The sequence below is a fragment of the Kiloniella litopenaei genome, from assembly GCF_000982415.1.
Classification (GTDB): domain Bacteria; phylum Pseudomonadota; class Alphaproteobacteria; order Kiloniellales; family Kiloniellaceae; genus Kiloniella; species Kiloniella litopenaei.
Map to the genome: position 1 here is coordinate 21,733 of NZ_LANI01000006.1, position 23,084 is coordinate 44,816.

General features: G+C 47.3%; 21 protein-coding genes. 7 read left to right on the forward strand and 14 right to left on the reverse strand.

Annotated features, from left to right (window positions below):
* Positions 1–3: 3 nt before the first annotated feature.
* Positions 4–1,125 carry an MFS transporter gene (locus WH95_RS09825; protein WP_218044480.1) on the reverse strand — a complete coding sequence of 374 codons (1,122 nt, stop codon included), beginning with the start codon at positions 1,123–1,125 and terminating at the stop codon, positions 4–6.
* Between the two features lie 267 nt (positions 1,126–1,392).
* On the opposite strand from WH95_RS09825, the gene WH95_RS09830 reads away from it, so the two are divergent.
* A complete protein-coding gene (locus tag WH95_RS09830; RefSeq protein ID WP_052741919.1) occupies positions 1,393–2,460 on the forward strand; it encodes a GlxA family transcriptional regulator in 1,068 nt (355 codons plus the stop codon).
* A 43-nt stretch (positions 2,461–2,503) separates the two neighbouring features.
* On the opposite strand, the gene WH95_RS09835 is transcribed toward WH95_RS09830, so the two are convergent.
* Together WH95_RS09835 and WH95_RS09840 are read right to left on the reverse strand one after the other, a co-directional pair.
* Positions 2,504–5,047 (reverse strand): PEP/pyruvate-binding domain-containing protein, encoded by a 2,544-nt coding sequence (locus WH95_RS09835; protein ID WP_046506315.1) that lies wholly within the window; start codon positions 5,045–5,047, stop codon positions 2,504–2,506.
* Positions 5,044–5,631 carry a TetR/AcrR family transcriptional regulator gene (locus tag WH95_RS09840; RefSeq protein ID WP_082114088.1) on the reverse strand — a complete coding sequence of 196 codons (588 nt, stop codon included), beginning with the start codon at positions 5,629–5,631 and terminating at the stop codon, positions 5,044–5,046. Before WH95_RS09840 ends, WH95_RS09835 begins: the two co-directional genes overlap by 4 nt.
* A gap of 231 nt (positions 5,632–5,862) precedes the next feature.
* Here WH95_RS09840 and WH95_RS09845 point away from each other — a divergent pair, with 231 nt between their 5' ends.
* Positions 5,863–6,306 carry a GNAT family N-acetyltransferase gene (locus WH95_RS09845; RefSeq protein ID WP_046506320.1) on the forward strand — a complete coding sequence of 148 codons (444 nt, stop codon included), beginning with the start codon at positions 5,863–5,865 and terminating at the stop codon, positions 6,304–6,306.
* 239 nt (positions 6,307–6,545) lie between these two features.
* Here WH95_RS09845 and WH95_RS09850 read toward each other — a convergent pair whose 3' ends face one another.
* The 6 genes from WH95_RS09850 to leuC form a co-directional block, all read right to left on the reverse strand.
* Positions 6,546–7,562: an aspartate-semialdehyde dehydrogenase gene (locus WH95_RS09850; RefSeq protein ID WP_046506325.1), complete on the reverse strand. Its 1,017-nt coding sequence runs from the start codon at positions 7,560–7,562 to the stop codon at positions 6,546–6,548.
* A 154-nt stretch (positions 7,563–7,716) separates the two neighbouring features.
* A complete protein-coding gene (locus WH95_RS21275; RefSeq protein ID WP_157845932.1) occupies positions 7,717–7,881 on the reverse strand; it encodes a hypothetical protein in 165 nt (54 codons plus the stop codon).
* Between the two features lie 137 nt (positions 7,882–8,018).
* Positions 8,019–10,217, reverse strand: coding sequence for an inverse autotransporter beta domain-containing protein (locus WH95_RS20555; RefSeq protein WP_082114089.1), 2,199 nt, complete (start codon positions 10,215–10,217; stop codon positions 8,019–8,021).
* 254 nt (positions 10,218–10,471) lie between these two features.
* Complete coding sequence (gene leuB / locus WH95_RS09860) at positions 10,472–11,584, reverse strand: 3-isopropylmalate dehydrogenase (RefSeq protein WP_046506329.1); 1,113 nt, start codon at positions 11,582–11,584, stop codon at positions 10,472–10,474.
* A gap of 141 nt (positions 11,585–11,725) precedes the next feature.
* The gene (gene leuD / locus WH95_RS09865) at positions 11,726–12,328 is read right to left on the reverse strand and encodes a 3-isopropylmalate dehydratase small subunit (RefSeq protein ID WP_046506331.1); all 603 of its coding nucleotides are present in this window, start codon (positions 12,326–12,328) and stop codon (positions 11,726–11,728) included.
* A gap of 17 nt (positions 12,329–12,345) precedes the next feature.
* Positions 12,346–13,752 carry a 3-isopropylmalate dehydratase large subunit gene (gene leuC / locus WH95_RS09870; protein WP_046506334.1) on the reverse strand — a complete coding sequence of 469 codons (1,407 nt, stop codon included), beginning with the start codon at positions 13,750–13,752 and terminating at the stop codon, positions 12,346–12,348.
* 509 nt (positions 13,753–14,261) lie between these two features.
* Between leuC and WH95_RS09875 the strand changes: the two genes are divergently transcribed.
* A complete protein-coding gene (locus WH95_RS09875) occupies positions 14,262–15,152 on the forward strand; it encodes a DUF547 domain-containing protein (protein ID WP_052741928.1) in 891 nt (296 codons plus the stop codon).
* Between the two features lie 131 nt (positions 15,153–15,283).
* Here WH95_RS09875 and rplS read toward each other — a convergent pair whose 3' ends face one another.
* From rplS to ffh, 5 genes are all read right to left on the reverse strand, one after another.
* The gene (gene rplS / locus WH95_RS09880; RefSeq protein ID WP_046506337.1) at positions 15,284–15,709 is read right to left on the reverse strand and encodes a 50S ribosomal protein L19; all 426 of its coding nucleotides are present in this window, start codon (positions 15,707–15,709) and stop codon (positions 15,284–15,286) included.
* A gap of 57 nt (positions 15,710–15,766) precedes the next feature.
* Positions 15,767–16,498 (reverse strand): tRNA (guanosine(37)-N1)-methyltransferase TrmD, encoded by a 732-nt coding sequence (gene trmD, locus WH95_RS09885; RefSeq protein WP_046506340.1) that lies wholly within the window; start codon positions 16,496–16,498, stop codon positions 15,767–15,769.
* A 55-nt stretch (positions 16,499–16,553) separates the two neighbouring features.
* Positions 16,554–17,078, reverse strand: a complete 525-nt coding sequence (gene rimM, locus WH95_RS09890; protein ID WP_046506343.1) for a ribosome maturation factor RimM — start codon at positions 17,076–17,078, stop codon at positions 16,554–16,556.
* 27 nt (positions 17,079–17,105) lie between these two features.
* Positions 17,106–17,495, reverse strand: a complete 390-nt coding sequence (gene rpsP, locus WH95_RS09895) for a 30S ribosomal protein S16 (protein WP_046506346.1) — start codon at positions 17,493–17,495, stop codon at positions 17,106–17,108.
* Positions 17,496–17,568: 73 nt separating this feature from the next.
* Entirely contained in the window at positions 17,569–18,939 is a 1,371-nt protein-coding gene (gene ffh, locus WH95_RS09900; RefSeq protein ID WP_046506348.1) for a signal recognition particle protein, read from the reverse strand.
* 406 nt (positions 18,940–19,345) lie between these two features.
* Between ffh and WH95_RS09905 the strand changes: the two genes are divergently transcribed.
* The 4 genes from WH95_RS09905 to mtaB all read left to right on the forward strand — a co-directional run bounded on the left by WH95_RS09905 (position 19,346) and on the right by mtaB (position 23,073).
* Entirely contained in the window at positions 19,346–19,798 is a 453-nt protein-coding gene (locus WH95_RS09905) for a PAS domain-containing protein (protein ID WP_046506351.1), read from the forward strand.
* Positions 19,799–19,933: 135 nt separating this feature from the next.
* The gene (dapF, locus tag WH95_RS09910; RefSeq protein WP_046506353.1) at positions 19,934–20,776 is read left to right on the forward strand and encodes a diaminopimelate epimerase; all 843 of its coding nucleotides are present in this window, start codon (positions 19,934–19,936) and stop codon (positions 20,774–20,776) included.
* A 63-nt stretch (positions 20,777–20,839) separates the two neighbouring features.
* Positions 20,840–21,673 carry an alpha/beta fold hydrolase gene (locus WH95_RS09915; protein WP_046506356.1) on the forward strand — a complete coding sequence of 278 codons (834 nt, stop codon included), beginning with the start codon at positions 20,840–20,842 and terminating at the stop codon, positions 21,671–21,673.
* Positions 21,674–21,744: 71 nt separating this feature from the next.
* Positions 21,745–23,073: a tRNA (N(6)-L-threonylcarbamoyladenosine(37)-C(2))-methylthiotransferase MtaB gene (gene mtaB / locus WH95_RS09920; protein WP_245622960.1), complete on the forward strand. Its 1,329-nt coding sequence runs from the start codon at positions 21,745–21,747 to the stop codon at positions 23,071–23,073.
* Positions 23,074–23,084: the final 11 nt, after the last annotated feature.

Genomic DNA, 23,084 nt, shown 5'->3' on the forward strand with positions numbered 1-23,084 from the left:
GATCTATGCGACAGATCGAACGCGTTGACGTAAAAAAATCAACCCTGCAAAAGCGATTAACACCAATGGTATTGCGGTTACAGCTACTGCCATCCAACTAAAGCTGGAAATCAGTATCCCGGACCCAAAGGACGCCAAGGTAGAAACAAGGGCAATAAGGGTATCGTTTGCCCCTTGAACAACAGATCTTTCATCCGGGTTCAAATTCTCATTGAGCATATTTGTTGCCCCGATGAACCCGAAGTTCCATCCCAAGCCCAACAAAATCAGCGAAACATAAAAATTTGAAAGCTCGATGCCGGCAATCGCGATGGCCGCCGATACGCAAAGCATCAGCAGGCCACAAGAGATGATTTTCCCAGAACCAAATCGGGAAATGAGGCTTCCCGTAAAGAAACTCGGCGCAAACATGGCAATAACATGCCAACGGATTACGTCACCGGCCTGCACATCTGTAAAGCCACACCCAACCATCGCAAGGGGGGTCGGCGCCATCAAAAGAACCATGACGCCAAAAGAGATAGCCGCACAAAGAATCGCCGTAAAGACAGCTGGGCGTCGTAAAACCTCGCCGACAGGTGCGACTTCCTTGCTCTTATCCACTTGATTATGAATACCTGTTTCTCGCAACCCCAACGCCAATATGGGAAAACTTCCGATCAGTGATATTGCTGTAATTGCGCCATAGGCACCCGCAAAAGGGATCGGTGAGAAAAAATCTTTGCTGTAAACAAAGACCTCTGGCCCTAACAAAGCGGCAACCAAGCCAGACCCCAAGGTGAACGAGATTGCCTTGGGACGCCAAGCTTCTGAAACAACTTCAGCGGCGGCAAACCTAAAATAACCAAAGCAAATTAGCGCACTGCCCATTGCGGCATGCGCAAGGCACAATGTGTAAAAATTTTCATAAAACAGACTGTAAACACCTAAAGCTCCCCCCACAGCTGCAGTGCTAGCCCCAAGCAAAAATCCTAGTTTTCGACCATACTTCCCCATGAACACAGACATTGGTGCTGCCGTCAGCATTCCGGCCAACATCTGAACCGACACCGGAAGGATTGCAAGTTCATTGGCCGGGGATAACATAGCCCCCGCCAAGCCCCCCAAAATAATTAACATAGGCATTGGCGTCCCAAGGATTGCGTTTCCAAATAGAATTAATGAAAAATTCAATTTTTGTGTTTGATCCGCCATATTCACACTTTTGCTCATTCTATTAGATACACCCCAAGTAGATACACCCAAGCCCAGATTGGCATCGTTGCCATACATTTGAGCCTAATATTATCGCAAACCAATCCTGTCAAAAATGCTATTTAAGCGTCAAATATTGTCAAAATCATCTATTCAGGCAATACTGACCAGAAGAAAAAGGAGCGCACTTTGAAACTTATGGACACCTTAAGGTCGCAGGAAACTTTGAAACCAAGGAAAACAAACCGGGAAATAGGTGTCTTGGTTTTTGAGAATGTAAATCTTCTCGATATAAGCGGCCCTGTGCAAGCTTTTCATAGTGCCTCTGGACCAGAGACAATGGTCAAGACATCTATTCAAGAAAAAGAAAAGATCCGCAATAGTACGGAAGTACCACCCCATGCACTTCCCCTTTACACACATCGCTTTCTCTCACTCGACGGCAAATCCATAACCACTTCATGTGGAATGGTAGTCCTGCCTCACGGTAAAATCACAGATCTAACCCCTCATTCAGACCTGTTAATCCCGGGCGGTATTGGCGTTGACCAACTTCTTGAAAATGAAACTTTGCTGAAGCTACTCAGAGAGTTTCATACCGGTAATAAAGACCGCCGGCTGATTTCTATCTGTTCCGGTGCGCTAATCCTGGCAGCTTCTGGTGTTTTGGATGGTCGGGAAGCCACGACACACTGGTCACGGGAACAGATGGCAAAAGAACGTTTCCCCAACGTGAACTGGAAACTTAACACCATCTACACAAAATCAGATCAGATTTATACCTCAGCAGGTGTATCCACTGGCATTGACCTGGCAATGGCAATTATTGAAGAAGATCATGGCATATCTAACTCACTGGATGTCGCCCAGGAACTGGTTGTCTATCTTCGCAGAAACGGCGGACAGAAACAATTTTCTGACCTTCTTGAAGCACAAAAGCGTCTTGAACCAAAACTGTTGCAACTTGTGGATAAGATCAGCACTGACCTCTGCCGTAACTGGACACTATCCGAGCTCTCAAAAGAAGCAAACATGACGCCGCGTACACTTGATCGGCGTTTCAATCAAACTTTGGGGGCATCCCCTGTTCAATTTGTCGAGTTAACCCGGCTTAATCAGGCCAGAATTCTTCTTGCCAAAGGCGTTTCAATGAAACAGGTCGCAAATTTATGCGGCTTTGGCGATCTTCAAAAAATGCGCAGGAGTTTCCTGCGAAATCTCGGCATCACAACAACAGAGTATTTACAGCATTTTGGCCCCTGCTGATCAAGCCAAGGTCAAAAACCGCACTTATCCGTATCAGACAGGTTTACGCAGCCTTTTTGGCTATGCGCCCCAAGCTTCCGTCAACCTCTAACAACTCTCCATCTTCAACCCATTCCAGCGCGCCGGGAATGTTAACCACGGTTGGGAGGCCAAGTTCACGCGCAACAATAACACCATGAGACATAGCACCACCAATCTCCATAACAAGTGCGCCAGCTCTTAAAAACAGTGGCGTCCAAGATGGGTCTGTAAAGGGAGCAACCATGATATCTCCCTGCATCATCCCCTGCCCCTTCTCAGGCGACCTCAGAACTCTGGCAGTACCTTGATACTGACCGGGGAAAGCCCCAAAACCCAATAATTCATTTCCGGTCAACCGCTCAACAATTTGTTGAACTGGCTGCTGCCCGGGTTCTTCGGTATAAACGTCGGAAACTGTTTCTTTTACCCATTGATCGTATTGCGCACGTCGAGCTTCGATCAAATAATCAAGACCCTTACCGCTCCACACTCCGTCAATAAAGGCCGAAAATTCCTGAAACGTAATCCAACACAGATCATCAGCTGTTTGGATATGCCCCTCCAAAGCCATACGTCGCCCTTTCTCCAAAACCAGTCGACGAACAGGCTCCATGAAGGCAACAATTGCTGATTTAACCCGTTCACGTAACGCCATCCCAGCACGCGCCTGTTCTGCCGCAGCAACTAATGCCTTGCGTTGTCGGCCCGGTAAAGCATCCAACATCTGCCGGAGTTCATGATCAATCGCAGATCGACCTGCAAGCTCTTTTTCCTGATGCATCAGGAACTTAATTTGCTCAAACAGAAATCTCGGTGCTTCGCTCCACCGCGGGTAACGCATGTCCAGTTCACCAACACCGCGGTGCCCATAAAGATCCAGATACCGCCGCAATGCCGTTTCAAAAGCACTATCACCAACCTTGGCAGGCAAATCATTACTTTCCAAAATAATGGTAGCCTTGGGGTCATTCCTTGCCATCTCTGCAATAGTGCGTAGTGAAATAGCATGTTCAGCACTATCCATCTGCCCACCCCCGCTCAAAAGCGCATAGGCAAGCATACGGTCCGCCTCGGTTTTCAGCTTACTGACTTGTTGATCAAAAAGGAAAAGCTTGATGCCACAATAATTCGCACCTTTTGCAAAATCAGGCATGAAGTTTTTTGTATCTTCCACCCAACGCCACAGATTATCGGTCAGCTCCTCGTCTTTCCAATCTCTCAAGTCATTTTTTCGGAAAGAGCGAACTCGTTCAAATATATCTGCACTTGCTTCTTCCAACTTCTTTTCTGCACCGCTCAAGAGTGACATAACCCGGATTCCACGCCAAATACGCTTTAGCTTCACAAACCAGCTTTCCTTTTCGGGTAAAGCAATAGCAGGTTGATGCCCGCCAAGATTTTTATTGGAATCATCCGGGCTTTGCCCATAACCGTCATACCAAAGCCATTGCAGCTCTGACAGATTGGCATAACACCGTCCCTTGATCCGCTTGATGGTATGCAGCCCTTTGGGGACCTGATATCCCGTGCAGTTTGGGATGATGTGCAACATTTCCGGGATAGCTGTTTCAATAAAGCTCCAGCTCATGGGACAAGGTATTTCGGCAAGGACTTCCTTGAAGTTAGCGTTGCTCCAGATAACAGGGTCGGATGCAAGTTTCGGAAATGTTAGATGCGGAATAACAGTAACGGGACGCGCCTGGACAAAATACAAATCATCACCATCAAAAACCCATTCTGTATCGTAAGCGGTATCTCCATCCCCCATAGTCCAATGAAGGCGCGATAGCTGATTAGCCAGTAACTCTAGTTGACGATCACTTAAGGGGCCATTCTTAACAAGAGATGCCGTCAAATCTTCACGGAATATCTCATAACGGCATCCCTGTACCTGACCATTGACCAGTTCATCAGCCAATCCAGTGACAGCCTCGACAACCATGATATCACGTCGCCCCGTAACTGGATCGACTGTAAAGGCAACACCGGCTTTCGTTTGACCTTTGGTTCTTGGCTCGGTTCTCTCTCCCACCATTTCACACAGAGTAATGGCCATGGACACGCCAAATATATCAAACCCCATGTGCTGACGGTAAGCCACGGCCGAAGGCGTCCATAGAGACGCAAAGCACTGTTTAATTGCAATGATAAGCGCATCAACTCCGGTAATGGAGAGGACGGATTGATGCTGACCCGCAAAGGATGCAGAGCTTCCGTCTTCGCCAACAGCAGATGAGCGAACGGCAAGATCCGAATTCTGCAGGTTATGCTTTGCAAGGCTTGTATTCAGTTCCGTAATAAACATTTCCGGCAGATCTGATTTGACAATGATTTCATATACCTGCCCGATCAAAACTGGATCGTCCGACTTTAATTCCAAATCCGCCCGCAAGCTTTCCGGCACAACAGCTTCAATCACTTCCAAATACAATGCATTTGTCAGCGCCAGAGTTTTGGGGATCTTAAATCCATAGCGATCAAGTCGTGCAAGGCCCCAGTTTTTCCCCCCGACAATATCAGCTCCGCGGTCAAAGGCTTCTTCCATCGACAAGATAAAACCACTCATAGTTTAACTCCCTCAAGAAAAAGCGATGCTGATTGTTGCGCCCAAACCGTCAAATCAACGGCCTCTGGTCGCATGAACCAACCAAACAGCCCCTGATAAATCATACCGATAAACATCAACGATAAATTCATCGCCGGAATATCTTGGCGAATTTCGCCCCTTTGCTGGCTCTCATGAAAGACTTCAGCAAGAAAACTGCGGAAAGATCCCGGATTATTCGGGTCCGGCGACACAGGTACGCCACGATCATCATAGATACTGCTTAAGACTGCGCGCCCCAGTTTGGGATGTTGCTGGTTCCAGTCTGCAATTCCCCCTGCAATGTCAGTCAAAATTTCTGATAGCGGTGCTTTGTTTGACAACCTGTCTCTTGCGGTCAGTATCATTGGCTGCGCGGCACGGCGGGCCAGGGCATGGATAACCGCATTCTTACTCGGGAAGTTATAATAGAAGGTTCCTCGGGCAACACCGGATCTTTCAATAACCGCATCAACCGTAGCGGCCTCGAAACTGCTCTGATTCAAGATGCTTTCCATAGCATCCATAATTAAATCACGCGATTTAGGACGAGAAGCTTTGGACAAAGGTATAACTCACACTATATTTTTAGACTACAGTCTAATTTTGTACTGAAGTCTAATTATGTCAAGAGAATTATAAGTAACACATGTGAATTATCCTACCTGCTCATAGATAATCAGAGAGGATCTAACTATCCGGCTCTGAACAAAGAAAATGATCTCCATTGTGTAGTATCTTGAAGGAGATACTGATCAGTGCAATAGTTCGGTTTATTTGCATATACAGAGTTGATAATGCTTATCCGTAACTATCAGCAAGGCGATCAAATCACCGTATCCTCATTGAAGGTTAGTAAGGATCAATCAGACTTTATTGATCCAATCACACTGTCGCTGACAAACATGGACAGAGACAGTTATGTTATGGAAATATCTGGACATATCATTGGCTTCTTCCAAATCGACGCTCGCCAAAATCAATTGGAACTGCACGAGGTTTTCATAGACCATCGCCACCAGGGCAAAGGCCATGGAAAAGAATTCATGTCGTCTCTAGCGCCTTTTCTAAGAAAAAACTATCCCCGGGCCAACACCGTTTTCCTAACGGTAAATTGCCGAAACAGCCATGCCAAACGACTATATGAATTCGGTGGTTTTATAGATACTGGGGACCTCAAAAAAGATGGCCCTGCCGGACCTCAACACATTATGAAGAAAAGTCTGCTCTCCATAAATTGATAGAACGGTCTTCTCTCAACAAAATTGCGCCAGAAATGCAGGGCTGAGCATACCCCTCAAACACTCATAGATACCATGAGTGCAAAAAAAGTTCGGAAGTAAATTTCCAAGCACCAACGACCATAAAAAGAGGGCTCAGAAATAAATTTCCGAGCACCAAGAAATACAAAAAAAGGGCTCGGAAATAAATTTCCGAGCCCGGCAAGTACGACAGAGGAGGTATTAAGGAATACCTCAGCTTAGCTGAGATGATCCTTAATAAGCAGTTCAGCAATCTGAACTGCGTTAAGGGCCGCGCCCTTACGTAGATTGTCAGCGACAATCCACAAACTCAGACCGTTTTCAACGGTTGGATCAACACGAATACGGCTCACAAAAGTCGGGTCTTCGCCCTGCGCTTCTTGTGGTGTGACATAACCTTCGTCCTGACGATAATCGATCACGGAAATTCCCGGCGTATCTTTCAGTGCTTCACGAGCCTGTTCAACAGTGACTTCCTTTTCGAACTCGATGGACACAGCTTCGGAATGGCCGATGAAAACAGGTACACGCACACAAGTGGCTGTTACCTTGATTTTTGGATCGAGAATCTTTTTAGTCTCGACCATCATCTTCCACTCTTCTTTGGTGTAGCCGTCCTCCATGAAAACGTCGATATGCGGAATAACGTTAAAAGCGATCTGCTTGGTAAAGCACTCTTTTTTCACCGGATCATTCACAAAGATCCCGCGTGTCTGATTGAACAGTTCGTCCATGGCATCTTTACCCGAACCAGATACCGCCTGATATGTCGACACAACCACACGCTTGATCAAACCAAGCTCGTGCAATGGCTTCAAAACGTGAACCATCTGAATGGTTGAACAGTTCGGGTTGGCAATGATGTTACGCTTTTTATACCCAGCCAATGCTTCCGGGTTCACTTCCGGCACGATCAAGGGAACATCCGGATCCATACGGAAATGAGATGTGTTGTCGATCACAACAGCACCAGCCGCAGCAGCTTTTGGCGAATATTCAGCGGACACGGCCCCACCGGGAGATGACAGAACAATATCGATACCATTAAAATCAAAGTCAGCAAGATTTTGAACGGTCAATTCGCCTTCTTCGCCGTAAGAAACTTTAGTACCGGTAGAACGGCTGGAAGCAAGAACGGTGATATCGTTGATATCGAACCCACGTTCAGACAGAGTTGTTAAAACTTCACGACCTACAGCGCCTGTTGCGCCCATTACTGCAATCTTGTGACCCATGGCTTTAGCCTATGCTCTTTCATTTACTGGCCCAAAGGACCGTTTCAAAAATCTTCTCGTTATCACCACCTTTGAATGGTGACAGAAGCCCTAAAGAAAAAGGGCCGCCCCTCAATGGGACGGCCCTTTTATCAGCCTTTATTCCCGAGAGGGCTTACCTACTGCCGTCCATCTTAACCTTCATGGTTTTGACAGACGCAGTGGTGGTAATCGTTGTCCATGTAGTTGTTGCAACTGGACGCGCAGCAGCAATCGCACGACGAAGAGACTTCGTAGTGTGTGCAGCGCGCGGGGCCATATGTGCAACGTTATTATACATAAACTCTATTCCACTCGGGATTTAACTCGGGCGTAAACGTAATCAGCTTTATCACTTCGGTCAACAATGAATTTTTTGGATTCTATTTGTTGCCCAGGATAAGCTAGGACAAGAGTGAGAAAATAACACGACAAGCTCTAGAAGTTTGAAGCATCCAAACAAGATGTTTCCACATCAGCCGGGGTAATGACAGAACCGTTAACGATCAATTGCTGTCCCCCATTTTGAGTAAGGTTGACAGGCATCCACTTTGACCGTCCACAAGGCGTTGCCGTATTGGTTGTGGTTATATTCGCAGTAATATCACTGAAGTCACCCATCATCCAGAAACCGGCATTGGATGCATTGTCAATAGAGACGTTGTCAAAGGTCAAATTCTCAACATCACGCATCATACGCATCAGCTGAATTCCAATGATATCAACATTGGCTATATCAATATTATTAAATGAAGAATCCTTAATTTCCTGAATCATCATGCCACTGTTTGTCGCATTCCGAATAGTCAAATTGTCAAAATGGTAATTCTTGTTTTCGGTGGCCCCAACGACAACAGAGCTATCACTGCTAAAACCACTGATATTTATACCGCTTCTCATGCCCAGGCTACTATGCGCCCCAAGGTTAGTCAGTGATGAATTAGTATAATTTACACCAGCAGACACAACAAAAGCTGCACCATCAGAACCTGTGCGATCAATGTTTACACGATCAAACGTAGCATCATGCAGATAGTGGTGAACCATCCCCTCTTTACTTGTGTTGGATATATCCGCGTTGGTAACAGTCAGATCATTAACATCATTGGAAAACAAACCCATCCCCAAGTAATCAGCTTGATAATTATCAATTTTTATGTCTGAAGAACTCACGAGGCGGACACCCACAGCCGTGACAGAGGCATTGGGATTTCCATTGGAAAATCCGTCTGCATTTTCAAAATCAAGGTTGTTTATCCGGAGATTGGATACTGTAAGGCCAGTACCATTTTCAAAGTTGAGACCGGACTGGCTCGTATTCGCTATAGAAACCTTCTCAACACGTACATTATTTTTTCCATCAGAATGAATTCCATGATACCCGCCTGAAACGGTTAAGTTTGACAAGGTCGAGTTATCATTCATCTCAAACACGTTCTTGGTTTCATCCGTGCCATGGATATGAGTATTCCCAAAGCTCATCTCTCGCCCGGTGGTCGGGTGCTTAACCCTGAATTGCCCCCTAACAGTTTGTCCATCCTGCAAATTAATCGTGTCACCGACATTCAATGTCTGCCCCTGCCCGTTGACGAAAGTAACCTGAGTAGTAGAGGCGGTTTCAATAGCACCCTTAAGCTCAGCACCAGATTTGCCCTCTATGACATTTAGGTTTACCAACTTTTCCCCTGTTTCCATGTCAATCGCGGGCATCTCTTCACCAAAACTTCCTGCTTGGGCAACCACATCAATATCCCGCACCACCGTTTCGGTCATACGACGTTCAATTTTTGAGAGATTCTTACGGTTTTTAGCCACTTCTGCTTGCAAAGGAATTCTGAACTTTATCCCCAGAAACCCCTGTTTCCCACGTGGACTGTCTTTTTGCACCTCCCCATTCAGGCTTATCCGTGTCCCCGCCATAAAGACATCATTGAGACGATATTCAGCCCGTAGTCGTGGCCCGGTTACACTATCAATTTCATCTTCCCAGAAATGATAACCGCCAAGATAAACCCTGAACTCATCAGAACCATCATGCGTTAAATTCAACCAAGGCAGGGTATGCCCAACTTCAGCATCAAACCCCTTCATGGCCCGCTCTTGCCCTTCTTTCATGGTAATTGAACTACCACTTAACTGGACGCTGTCATGTTGGGCTGAGGTTTTAATAGTATCCCCAAAGGGCAGGTAACCGTTTGCCCGAAGATCAAAATCCTCTGATAAAAGCTCTGCTCCAAAAGTCATCTGGTTAAAGCTATTTCCTTCTGGCGACTTGCGACGGTCATAGAATCCATACCCGCCGAGTATCCACTCATCGTCGATTATATGGCGATACCCCAAACCAAGATTCACTTCGCGGGATTTGTTGTTGTCCATTTTTCCACGCGCATCCAGAAATAATAACCCTTTGCCCGTCTGATAAATCGGAACAAAAACAGTGCTTTCACCAATATGACGATCTGTTCCGTATTTACCTTCTATTTCAAGATGGGCGCCCCATTTGTTGTCCCCGCCGGGGTTCACCGAAAGGACTTCCTGCGCAAAAAGAGATGTTGATGAAAGTGATGTGGTTGAAACCAGCACAAGCATTTTAACAGCCCGGGAAAACCCTGCTGTTGACTGTATTCTAGTAGGCATTTTGAAACTCTATTTTAAGATTTTTATATGAGAATGAGAGTCATTATCATATAAAAATTGCTTTGTTAACAAAATTTTAGCTTCTTTTTATGCCTCACAACTAACTAGCATAAAGACAAACAAACCTGTTCAATTATATGGTTTGCCTGACTACATCTAAAAATGCCGCCCTATTTGATTTTCGCCCAACAAAAAGGGCTGTGAGTGAATTCTCACAGCCCTTAGAATAAAGACGTTTTTTTTAAAACTGAACCTTAAGCAGCCTGCTCGTCCAATGCACGCAACAGTGCATCGCCCATACCTTCGGTAGAGACGATTTCACAACCATCGGCCATGATGTCGCCAGTACGCTTACCAGATGCCAGAACCTTGTTAACACCATTTTCAATCAGATCGGCTTCGTCCCCCATATCAAAGGAGTAACGCAATGTCATGGCAAAGGAGAGAAGTGTTGCCAACGGGTTCGCTTTGTTCTCACCCGCGATATCCGGTGCTGAGCCATGTACGGGCTCGTACATGGCTTTACGGCGACCCGTCTCGTCTGTCGCACCAAGAGATGCGGATGGTAGCATACCAAGAGATCCGGTCAGCATCGCCGCAGTATCAGACAGCATATCTCCGAAGAGGTTATCAGTGAGAATTACGTCAAACTGTTTTGGCGCGCGAACCAACTGCATGGAACAGTTATCTGCATACATGTGAGACAGCTCGATATCATCGAAACCTTCACCGTGCATCTTGGTCACTTCTTCACGCCATAGAAGACCAGCTTCCATAACATTGGCTTTTTCGACAGAACAAACGCGGCTGTCACGCTTGCGGGCGAGATCAAAAGCAACCTCTGTTACGCGACGGATTTCAGAAGTCGTGTAAACTTGCGTGTTGATACCACGACGTTCACCATTGCCGATGTCTTCGATGCCACGCGGCTCACCGAAATAGACACCGCCGGTCAGTTCGCGCACGATCATGATGTCGAGGCCAGCAATAAGTTCTGGTTTTAGGGAAGAAGCATCCACAAGCGCGTCAAAGCAAAGAGCCGGGCGCAGGTTGGCAAAAAGTTCCATCTCTTTACGCAGACGCAGCAGGCCGCGTTCCGGCTTGATGGAAAAATCCAGATTATCCCACTGAGGGCCGCCAACAGCACCTAGAAGAACCGCATCGGCTTCCATGGCCTTATCCATTGTTTCATCAGCCAGGGGAACACCGTGTTTGTCAATCGCGGAACCACCGACCAGATCTTCGTCAATATCAAAGGTCACTGCGCGACGCTTGTCCATCCAATCCACAACGCGACGCACTTCGCGCATTACTTCAGGACCGATTCCATCCCCGGGGAGAATCAATAGATTTTTATTAGATGCCATGTTTCTTCTTCCGAATTTTTACAAAGAGAAGACTGGCAATTGCCAGCCTTTCCATAACCACAGACACTGAAGGTAATGTTAAAAATACCGCCATGCCTTTTCACAAAAGAATGAGGGCCATAATTGGCCCCCATCAAATAATTACAGCCAGGGCTGCGTTGCTTTACGCTGATTTTCGAACTGATCTATCTGCGCGGACTTTTCAAAGGTCTGGCCAATATCATCCAAACCGTTCAACAAACAGTGTTTGCGATGGGCATCAACCTCAAAAGAGATTGTACCGCCATCCGGGCCTTTAATTTCCTGGGCAACCAGATCCACAGAAACAACTGCATTCGAACCGCGCTTGGCATCATCCATCAACTTGTCCACATCTTCCTGTGGCAAGGCAATTGGCAAGATACCGTTCTTAAAGCAGTTGTTGTAAAAGATATCTGCAAAACTTGGCGCAATCACACAGCGAATGCCCTGATCCAACAACGCCCACGGCGCATGTTCACGGGAAGAACCACAACCGAAGTTATCGCCAGTCACCAGAATTTGCGCATCTTTATAAGCAGGTTGATCCAGCACAAAATCAACGGGGTTCCCGTCTTCATCAGTCCGCAGTTCGTAGAAAAGACCCGCTTTCAAGCCTGTGCGCTTTACAGTTTTCAGAAACTGTTTTGGGATGATCATGTCTGTGTCGATGTTCACCAATGGCAAGGGAGCCGCCACAGAGGTGAGTGATGTAAACTTATCCATTCTCTGTAATCCTTTGCTTAGTCGTATTTACGAACATCATCGAAGTGACCGGCGATTGCAGCAACCGCCGCCATTGCCGGGCTAACCAGATGCGTACGACCGCCGCGCCCCTGACGACCCTCGAAGTTACGGTTTGATGTTGATGCACAACGCTCGCCCGGTGACAGACGGTCGGCATTCATCGCCAGACACATGGAACAACCGGGTTCACGCCAGTCAAAACCAGCTTCGGTAAAGATGGTATCCAGACCTTCTTCTTCGGCCTGTATCTTGACCAGACCAGATCCGGGAACGATCATCGCATAGACATTGTCGGCAACTTTACGCCCTTTGGCGATACGTGCGACTTCGCGCAAATCTTCAATACGTCCATTGGTACAGGACCCAATAAAGACCTTATCAATGGTAATATCTTTAATCGCCTGACCTGCCTTGAGATCCATATATTCAAGAGAACGCTCAATCGCGGATTTTTTGTTCTCGTCGCGCCCGTCGGATGGCGCGGGAACAACAGCAGAAATACCAACAACATCTTCCGGTGAAGTCCCCCAGGTAACCTGTGGTTCGATATCCGCAGCCTTGATCACAACTTCCTTGTCATAAGTTGCCCCTTCGTCAGAAGGCAGAGTCTTCCAGTATTCAACGGCCTGTTCCCAGTTGCCCGCTTTCGGGGCCATGGGGCGGCCTTTGATATATTCGAATGTGGTCTCATCAGGGGCAATCAGGCCCGCGCGTGCGCCAGCCTCGATTGACATATTACAGATCGTCATGCGGCCCTCCATAGAAAGCTTGCGCATGGCTTCACCCGCATATTCGATCACATAGCCCGTACCGCCCGCAGTACCGATCACACCAATGATGTGCAGCACCATATCTTTCGCAGTAACACCCGGCAGCAAATCACCCTCGACTGTAATCCGCATTGTCTTGGCTGGCTTCTGGATCAATGTTTGCGTTGCCAGAACATGTTCAACTTCGGATGTCCCGATACCAAAAGCAAGAGAGCCAAATGCACCATGTGTCGCCGTGTGACTGTCACCACAGACAATTGTCATCCCCGGCAGGGTAAAGCCCTGCTCTGGTCCGATGATGTGCACAACACCCTGACGAACATCATCCATACCAAAAAGCTGTACGCCAAACTCTTCACAGTTGCTGGAAAGCGTTTCAACCTGAATACGGCTTTCTTCATCGGCGATTCCCTGCGCCCGGCCAGAGGTCGGTACGTTATGATCAGGAACAGCAAGTGTGTTTTCCGGGCGGCGAACTTTACGACCAGCCATGCGAAGACCTTCAAAGGCCTGTGGGCTAGTGACTTCGTGTACCAGATGGCGATCAATATAAAGCAGACAGGTGCCGTCTTCCTGACGGTCAACCAAGTGGCTATCCCAAATCTTTTCGAAAAGGGTACGCGGGTTACTCATCCTAACATCGTCCTCGTATATTTTACTGCCTATTTTTACAGCGACTATTTTCGCCAAAACAGGCCCTGTTTGCGAGGCTGAACCTCTAACAGCAGCCAGACAGTCTTCTTACTAGTTTCGGGCGGAGCATAGCGCTTCCGCAGTGCGGCGAAAAGTCCTTTAGAACGATTGAATCTGTTTTTATGACGATTCTATAAGAAAATTTCTCTTTTGGACTGTAAATCACATACTTTATACAGAACAAAATTGTTCAACCGTCCCTAAATCACAATTTGTTTGCCTTATTCTACTCACGGAAAAAGTGAGCGCTCTGTGAGTTAAAAGTGGTGTAAGAACATATAATTACCAAATATTTTCACGATCATTGACCATTTATGCCACAGGATTGTTACTGGACGAACACTCACCAAATGGTCTCAGTCTGCCCATAATAAGTACATAAGTTCATGACAATCTGTTTTTTGGGTGTCTTTGACTTAAGTTACGGCAAAAAATGGGAGTTTATTTATATGGCCAGCTTTACACAGAAATTTTCCAGGCAACTGGCTGTGCCTCTGGCCCTGACAATATTGGTGTTTACCAGTGGCTTTAGCCCCTTCGAGTCGCTTTTTGCGCCAAGCTCGAACCTTATCCCTCGCTGGGCTGATTTCAGTGCGGAAAGCAAAGAAGCGGTCAATCAGAATGAATGGAACAGCTTTATCCAAAAATACCGCGAAGAAAGCTTTGACGGCATCACGCGTATTGCTTACCACCGTGTAAATCTGGAAGACCACTTGGCGCTAAAAGAACATCTTAAATATCTGCAAAGCATCAAGGTCAGCAATCTCAACAGGGATCAACAACTTGCCTATTGGGTTAATCTCTATAATGCAGCAACCGTAAGTTTGGTTCTGGAACACATGCCTGTTGAAAGCATCCGGGATATCAATATTTCACCCGGGCTATTTGCATCCGGCCCTTGGGGGAAAAAGTTCCTTCGTATCGAAGGCGAAAAAGTTTCCCTGAATGACATTGAACACGGTATTTTGCGCCCGGGCTGGAAAGATCCGCGTATCCACTATGTCTTGAACTGTGCTTCTCTGGGATGCCCTGACCTTCCGAAAGAAGTAATTACTGCCACTGATTACGATTCCCAGCTAACGGCTGCGGCCCGACGTTTTATTGACCATCCGCGCGCTGTGAGCCTTGGTGAAAACAACGAGGCAATTGTTTCCAGTATCTATGTCTGGTTCAAAGAAGACTTTGGCGGCAGCGATGCATCCGTACTGGATCACCTGCGTACCTATGCCTCAAAAGAGCGCCAAAAAGAGCTGATGAAAATCCGCTCCATCGAAAACCACACCTATGACTGGAATCTGAACTCGGTTCCCGTTGTAGCTACGGCATCAACGGGGTCCTGAAGAAAATCCCCTTTCAGCGGGGAAATTTCCTTGTGTTACAACAAGTACAAACAAAAATGGGTGCCGCTTGGCACCCATTTTTGTAACGTCTGATCGACAAGAAACACTTCGTCGATAGTCCGTAGAACGGCTTACTTTTTAGCGGCTTTTTCAGCAGCTTTTTCAGCACGATCCGCAGCAGCAGCTTTACCCGCAGCACCGGTTGTTTTTTCTGCGATACGTGCAGATTTACCACGACGGCCACGTAGGTAGTAAAGTTTAGCACGACGCACATCACCGCGACGGATCAATTCAACTGAATCAACACGTGGGCTGTATAGTGGGAATACACGCTCAACACCTTCACCGTAAGAAATCTTACGAACAGTGAAAGAAGAGTTCAGACCAGCATTTTTACGTGCGATACATACGCCTTCAAATGCCTGGATACGCTCACGTGTACCCTCAACAACTTTAACGTTTACGCGGACGGTATCACCAGCAGCAAACTCGGGAGTGTTCTTGCCATCTGTAAGTTTGGCAACCTGATCAGCTTCCAGCTTCTCGATTACATTCATGTTTCTATCCTCTACCATTCTATTGGGGCCAATGACCCGTTTAACTTTTCAACGGACCTAACGGCCCAGTTTGGTATCGTTACGTTTATCCAGGTACTTTTCCCATAAATCCGGGCGTCGTTCCCTGGTAATCTTTTCCGCCTGTTCCTGGCGCCACTGCTTTATCTTTCCATGGTGTCCAGAGGAAAGAACCTCGGGCACCTTGCGATCTTGCCATTCGGCAGGTCGCGTATAGAGCGGATATTCCAGCAAACCAGTTTCAAACGATTCTTCGTCTGCGGATTCCTTGTTTCCCATAACCCCCGGCAATAACCTGATGACAGCATCCATAAGGATTAATGCCGCCTGCTCACCACCGGACAGGATGTAATCACCAACCGAAACCTCTATCACGTCACGCGCGTCCAAGACCCGCTGATCAATCCCTTCGTAACGTCCACATAAAAGAGTTACGCCGGGTCCTGCCGCAAGCTCTTTGACCAGATTCTGGTCCAAAAGCCGTCCGCGCGGCGAGAGATAGATAACCGGACCGGCATTGCCAGCCACAGAGTCCAAAGCTGTATCGACTATATCCGGACGCATTACCAAACCAGCACCTCCCCCAAAGGGGATGGCATCAACAGTACGGTGTTTATCATACGCAAAATCGCGAATGTCCACCTTTTCCAACGCCCAGATCCCTTTTTCAAGGGCCTTGCCCGCCAGGGATAATCCCAGAGAGCCCGGAAACATTTCCGGATGGAGCGAAAGTACTGTTGCTTTCCAGTTGGCTGTCACGCTATCCAACATCCTGTCGAGCAACCCGGTTTGAAAGACATGAAACAAAGATCATAGATCTCTATCCTTAGTCTTCCCGACCCAGAACAACATCGGGCATATCAACAACGATACGTTGCCCTTCGAGGTCCACAACCGGAACGGAGCTTTCTGTAAAGCTGACCATTTCCGATTGCCCACTGTCACTGACAAATTCAAGAATATCCCCAGCGCCAAAATCGAAGACACCTTTTACAGTACCAAGAGCCACTCCCTGAGTGTTCTCGACCTTGAGGCCTACGAGATCGGAATAGTAATATTCATCATCTTCTGTCAGTTTCGGTAGAAGATCACGGTTAACATACAATTTTGTTCCCCGCATTTCCTGGGCGCGATCACGATCCTTCACACCCTCAATCCGCGTAAGAACAGTACCCTTGGCCTGGCCTGTTACGGTAATTTTGAGGCGGTTGCCCGCATCATCTGTCACCGGTCCAAATGCCGCCACGTCTTCAGGAATTTCGGTGTAACTTTTGACCTTCACACCACCACGCACCCCGTGCGCGCCAGCGATCACACCTACACAAATTCTATCTTCGTGGTTTGAAGCCATGAGCTAAGAAATCCTAAGTTCGCTGAATTACTCAGCTGCGCTTTCTTCAGAAGCTGCAGCAGCTTCTTCAGCAGCCGCTTCCGCAGCCATACGCTTTTCTTCCAGACGCTCTTTTGCTTTCGCTTTCATCTGGTTTTTCTTGGTCTGTTCTGGAACAGCACGCTTTTCAGCAAGACCAAGGTTACCCAGGAAACGCGCAACGCGATCTGTAGGCTGAGCACCAGTAGACAACCAGTATTTAGCGCGATCTTCGTTCAGGATCAGACGCTCTGGGTGATCTTTTGGTACCATTGGGTTATAGGCGCCAATCTTTTCGATGAAGCGACCATCACGTGGAGCGCGAGCGTCAGCAACTACGATACGGTAGTATGGACGTTTTTTGGCGCCGCCACGGGCTAGGCGAATTTTTACAGCCATTTCAGTTCCTCTTGTTAAACACTAAACTTAATAATACTCAATTTATTCAGAAGCACTCTTTCGTGGACATCCCTTATTTAGGGAACCCCATCCCAGGAGGCATCAGGTTTTGCAACCCACCCCGCATCATGCCTTTCTTGCCCATTTTCTGGACCTTCTTCATCATGCGGGCAGCTTCCTGCTGTTGCTTTAGAAGCTTGTTCACATCCTGAACAGAAGTCCCGGAACCGTTCGCAATACGGGTTCTCCGTTTTGCTTTGATAACTTCCGGTTTTTCACGTTCATGAGGTGTCATGGATGAAATGATGGCCAATTGACGATTGATAATCTTGTCGTCGATCTTGGCATCTTTCAATTTCTTCATCTGGGCGGAATTCATACCTGGAAGCATGTTCAACAGGCTCGACATGCCACCCATCTTTTGCATTTGTTTAAGCTGAGACGCCAAATCGTTCAGATCAAACTTGCCCTTCTTCATCTTCTCGGCAAGTTTGGCGGCTTCTTCCTCTTCAAAGGATTCAGCGGCCTTTTCGACCAAGGAAACCACGTCGCCCATTCCGAGAATACGGGAAGCAACACGGGAAGGATGGAAATCTTCTAACTCGTCAAGTTTTTCACCGACACCGATCAACTTAATCGGACAGCCAGTCACCGCGCGCATGGACAGGGCCGCACCACCACGGGCATCACCATCCATACGGGTCATCACGATACCACTTAACCCGATTTTCTGGTTAAAGGTATCTGCAACGTTGACCGCATCCTGACCAGTCATCGCATCTGCGACCAACAGCGTTTCAGCCGGCTTGGCTGCATCCCGGACACTGGCAACTTCGGCCATCAGCTCTTCGTCGATAGCCAAACGTCCAGCGGTGTCAAGCATGACAACATCGAAGCCTTCAAGCGCACCGGTTTGCACAGCACGTTTGGCAATGGCGACAGGTTGCTCACCAGGAACAATGTTCAGTGTTCTAACGCCAATTTGTGCACCGAGAACAGCCAACTGTTCTTGCGCAGCCGGACGACGAACGTCAAGAGAAGCCATCAGGACTTTCTTGCGTTCTTTCTCGCTCAGGCGTTTAGAAATTTTTGCAGTAGATGTTGTTTTACCGGAACCCTGCAAACCAACCATCATAATAACGGCAGGCGGTGTGACCTGTAGATTGAGAGCAACGTGATCAGCACCCAACATTTCGCTGAGTTGATCATTGACGATCTTGACGACCATCTGCCCAGGTGTGACGGATTTCAGAACGTCCTGACCAACAGCTTCAACCTTTACCTTCTCAATAAAGTCTTTGACCACAGGCAGCGCGACATCAGCTTCAAGCAAAGCAACACGCACTTCGCGCAGAGCAGCTGTCACATCAGCCTCGCTCAATGCACCACGGCGCTTCAGCTTGTCAAAGACTGATCCCAGACGATCCTGTAAGCTATCGAACATACTGTTCCTCTTTCCCTCAATCATTCAACCAACAAGGCTGAAAACGCTCATCACAAAGGCCAAACGCAATTTACGCCAGTGCGCGATACTCGCGGACTGGCGGAGCTCCTTGGAGCTGATGCACTTAACTTTTGCAGATATTTGAGCGGAACCTATAAAAAACACACGATAAGGTCAAGCTTTTTCAGCGATTCAGAGCAATCAAAGGCAATGTCCACCAGCTCTCCGGAGTCGCCAAGTGTTATGATGACAAGAAATACAATCACTCGTCAGTTGTCATTTTCTGACGCTCGCCTAATTATATCCCGCAAATAAATAACAAGAAAACAATAGCTTCTGATACCCGCATGCGGATTTTACTCACCCCCGAAAACAAAGACTCATCCGTTTCTGATGAAGATACGGCATGCTAGAGATCGATATAAAAACAAAGCCAATCAGAAAGCTATACGACTACTGGCTTAGCAAAGCTGTCCAAAACAGATTGCCTGCCAGACATGATATAGATCCAGCCGAAATGGCAGATTTTCTTCCACATCTAATCCTGCTTGATGTTCAAAAAGTTCCACTTGATTTTCGCTATCGACTGATAGGCACGCATATCTCTGCATACCTTAGGAATGACCACACCAATCAATGGATGAGCGCTCTGGACCATCAAAGGCCGCCAAGCAAGATATGGGATAACTGCAAACAAGCCGTTGAAACAGCAAAACCAGTCTATCCGTTTACACCCTACGTTGGCCCAAAAAAAGAAATCGTTGAAATGGAAGACCTTATCCTTCCCCTCGCCCGGGATGGGGTGAATGTTGATATGCTTCTCGTTGGCGTCACCTACACAAGAAAATCAAGCATCTGATAAAAATATCCTTTTCGAGAGGTTCTTAGAGGCTTTTAAATAGACAGCTTTCTCTCTATCTTATAACTCCTTTAGCAGTCCAATGTTCATGGCAACACAGATTGCCAATAAAATGACGTCATAAGAGAGTAAACAATGAGCGGCAGATCCTTTGTAAAAATGCATGGTCTAGGAAACGACTTTGTCGTCATTGACGCCCGCCAAGAGCCCTTTACTCCGACCAAGGATCAATCGAGGTTAATTGCTGATCGTCGTTTTGGTATTGGTTGTGATCAGTTTATCATTATTGAGAAAAGCCAGAATCCTGATGCAACAGCCTTTATGCGTATTAAAAATGCTGATGGCAGTGAGGTTGGCGCCTGTGGCAATGCCACCCGTTGCATTGCCTCCTTACTTATGGACGAAGCAGACACGGACAAAGTAACCATAGAAACATTGGCAGGCTTGCTGCACGTCAGCAAAGAAGGCAATGGCCTAATTACCGCGAATATGGGCCCCGCACTTCTGGATTGGAAAGAAATCCCCCTTGCAGAAGAAAGGGACACCCTGAATACAGGAATAAAGCTTCCCCCATTACGCAACCCCGTTTGTGTGAACATGGGGAACCCGCACGCTGTGTTCTTTGTCGAAGATGCCGAAGCGATTGAATTGGAGGCCCTCGGCCCTCGTTTGGAACATCACCCCCTTTTTCCAGAACAAGCCAATATCAGCGTGGCGTCTTTGCTGGGTGAAGATCATATTCGTTTACGCGTTTTTGAACGGGGCGTTGGCATCACTTCTGCCTGTGGCTCTGGCGCCTGTGCCGCCGGGGTAGCCGCAGCAAGGCGTGGGCTAACAGGCAGAAAAGTACAAGTCGATCTTGATGGCGGTCCCCTGTATATCCATTGGCAAGAAGACGGCACCGTACTTATGACCGGCCCGGTTTCCACAGCCTTCCATGGGCATATCGCGCCTGAACTTCTAGAGAATGTTTCCTAAGCTGTACCAAACTGTCATAAAATAGATTTTATGCCTTTCGCCAATATATACAAAGCAACTTCTATGTTCCGAATTTCTCTCTTACTTATTTTGGCAACCTTGATAACGGCATGTCAGACGACAAAGACTGACAGAATAGAGAATCCATATGGGGCTTTTGCTGTTGGCCATAACTTTACACCTTTGCGGGATACTGATTTTACAAAGGAGATGGAACGAAATATTCCAAATCCGGACAAAGCCATTCTGTTTATCTATAATCACGGCACTGATAACGGCGGACATGGACAAAAATGTTACCCGGCATCAATCCCGTCATACGCACGCGCCATCGTACGTCAACATGATAACACCGTAATTTTTTATCTGTGTTCACAGCAAGTGAGTGGGAAAACCCCAGGAGAATCTCGCTACTTCAAAAGGAGTGTTGAAATAGAGCTTCTTTTGGAAAGGTTTAAACGCCATGGGGTCACGGCTGAAAGGACTTTTTTATTGGGCCATTCGGGGGGTGCATCAACAACCCTTATCGCCGCAGCTGATATCCCGGATTCCTTTAATGGTTTCATCGTATCAGCCCCAGGATACGGATTTGCCTATACTGGCAAAAGCAAAGAATCAGATCGTCTGGCCCCTTATTATAAAATCTGGAAATCAACGATAGAGCAAGCGACTGAAAAATCCGGACTGGTTTATGCATTTGAAGGCGATACAATTGCTCCACCTGAAGACCTCGATTTCATGAAAAACATGAAAAACATCACCCTGCTTGTACAAAAGCCCGAAGATTGTGGCATTTCAGACTTTCACGGCTACCCATGGAGCCGCTGTTTCAGAGAAAAAGAAACACCAAAAATTTGGCAATATATTCAACAACGTATTTCGGCTGCACAACAGTAAATTGCGGTTAATATAAATGAGCTTATACTTAGCATAGCTGACTTGCAAAGCCGCTGCTGGACAAGGCTTGTATGATCGTTCATAAAGCGGGCATGACAAAGAACCTGACAGATCCAAAGATTGTTACTTTTGGTTGCCGGCTTAATACCTATGAGTCCGAGGTAATGCGTCAGCATGCGCGCGAGGCTGGGCTGTCAGATACAATTATTTTCAATACCTGCGCCGTTACAACCGAGGCGGAGCGACAAGCAAGGCAAAGTATCCGCAAAGCCCGTCGAACCAACCCAGACGCAAAAATCATCGTTACGGGCTGTGCCGCCCAGATTAACCCGGATCTCTATGCCGATATGGCAGAGGTTGATCACGTCATGGGCAACGAAGAAAAGTTGAAACGCGAGAGTTTCGACCTGACCCCAGAAGCTAGGGTTGCCGTAAATGACATTATGGAAGCCAAGGAAACAGCGGCGCATCTGGTACACGGATTTGAAGAACACACTCGTGCTTTTGTCCAAATACAACAAGGGTGTAATCATCGGTGTACCTTTTGCATTATCCCCTTTGGACGCGGCAACAACCGTTCGGTTCCCATCGGCGCAATCACCGAACAGGTAAGAACCCTGGTTAATAATGGGGTCAAAGAAGTGGTGTTAACTGGCGTGGATATCACAGATTATGGTCTGGATCTGCCAGGAAAACCTACGCTTGGTCAAATGACCCGCAGATTGCTGGCCCAGGTACCAGAGCTCAAACGTTTAAGGCTCTCATCGCTTGATCCTGTAGAAATTGACGACGACACCTATCGACTGTTCGGTGAAGAGCCGCGAATTATGCCCCACCTGCATATTTCTCTGCAGGCCGGTGATGATATGGTCCTCAAGCGGATGAAACGACGGCACCTGCGCCAAGACGTTGTTGACATGGTGGTGAAAGCTCGTGAACTACGCCCGGATGTTGTTTTCGGCGCAGATATCATTGCGGGCTTCCCGACAGAGACCGATGACATGTTCGAAAACACCTATCGTCTGGTGGAAGAACTTGGCCTAACCTATCTTCACGTTTTCCCCTATTCAGAACGTCCGGGAACGCCAGCGGCAAAGATGCCACAGGTACCAGGAAACCTTCGAAAAGAACGAGCTGCACGACTGCGTGATGCCGGGCAAAGCGCAGAAAACCTTTTCATGCAAAGCAGGATTGGCACAACATCGCAGGTTCTGATTGAAAAGAACGGTTTTGGGCGAACAGAACACTATGCCCCTGTTCAGGTAGAGGCCCTTGAAGGAGATCTTTCCGGACAGGTCGTTCCTGCGTACATTGCCGATATTCGCGACGGAAAACTGCTTGCCTATCCCTTGGGAACTGACGCAGCAAACGTCGCCAGAGAAAAACTATCAAGCCAATAATCTTTTATAAA